1 pseudogene is annotated in these 313 nt (G+C 68.7%); it reads right to left on the bottom strand.

Annotation, left to right across the window (positions count from 1 at the left end):
* Nucleotides 1–313: pseudogene (locus tag E0493_RS22990) on the bottom strand (hypothetical protein); the annotation flags it as partial.

Below are 313 nucleotides of genomic sequence, written 5' to 3'. Positions count from 1 at the left end.
TGCCGGTGATGACCAGGTTCTCGACGTTGTCGGGCAGGGTGTAGCTGGAGAGCCAGGTCTCGACCGTGTCGATGCCCTGGCCCGCGAGTTCCACCACCTTGTCGGTGGCGGTGTAGACCACGTAGGTGTCGTCGCCGAGGCCACCCTTCATGGTGTCGCCGCCGCCGACCGACTTGAAGCCGTCATGGCCGGAGGTGCCGGTCAGCGTCTCGGTCCGGGCGGTGCCGTAGATCCAGTTGATGGGGGCGGCGCTGTCGGGCAGCGTGCCGCTGTTGGTGGAGGTTGCCGGTGCCGTCACCACGGGCGCGGTGGG

The sequence above is a fragment of the Teichococcus coralli genome (assembly GCF_009829925.1).
In the GTDB taxonomy this organism is placed as follows: Bacteria; Pseudomonadota; Alphaproteobacteria; order Acetobacterales; family Acetobacteraceae; genus Pseudoroseomonas; species Pseudoroseomonas coralli.
Note: the sequence above shows the minus strand (reverse complement) of the source record. Positions and strands in the feature narration are given on the sequence as shown.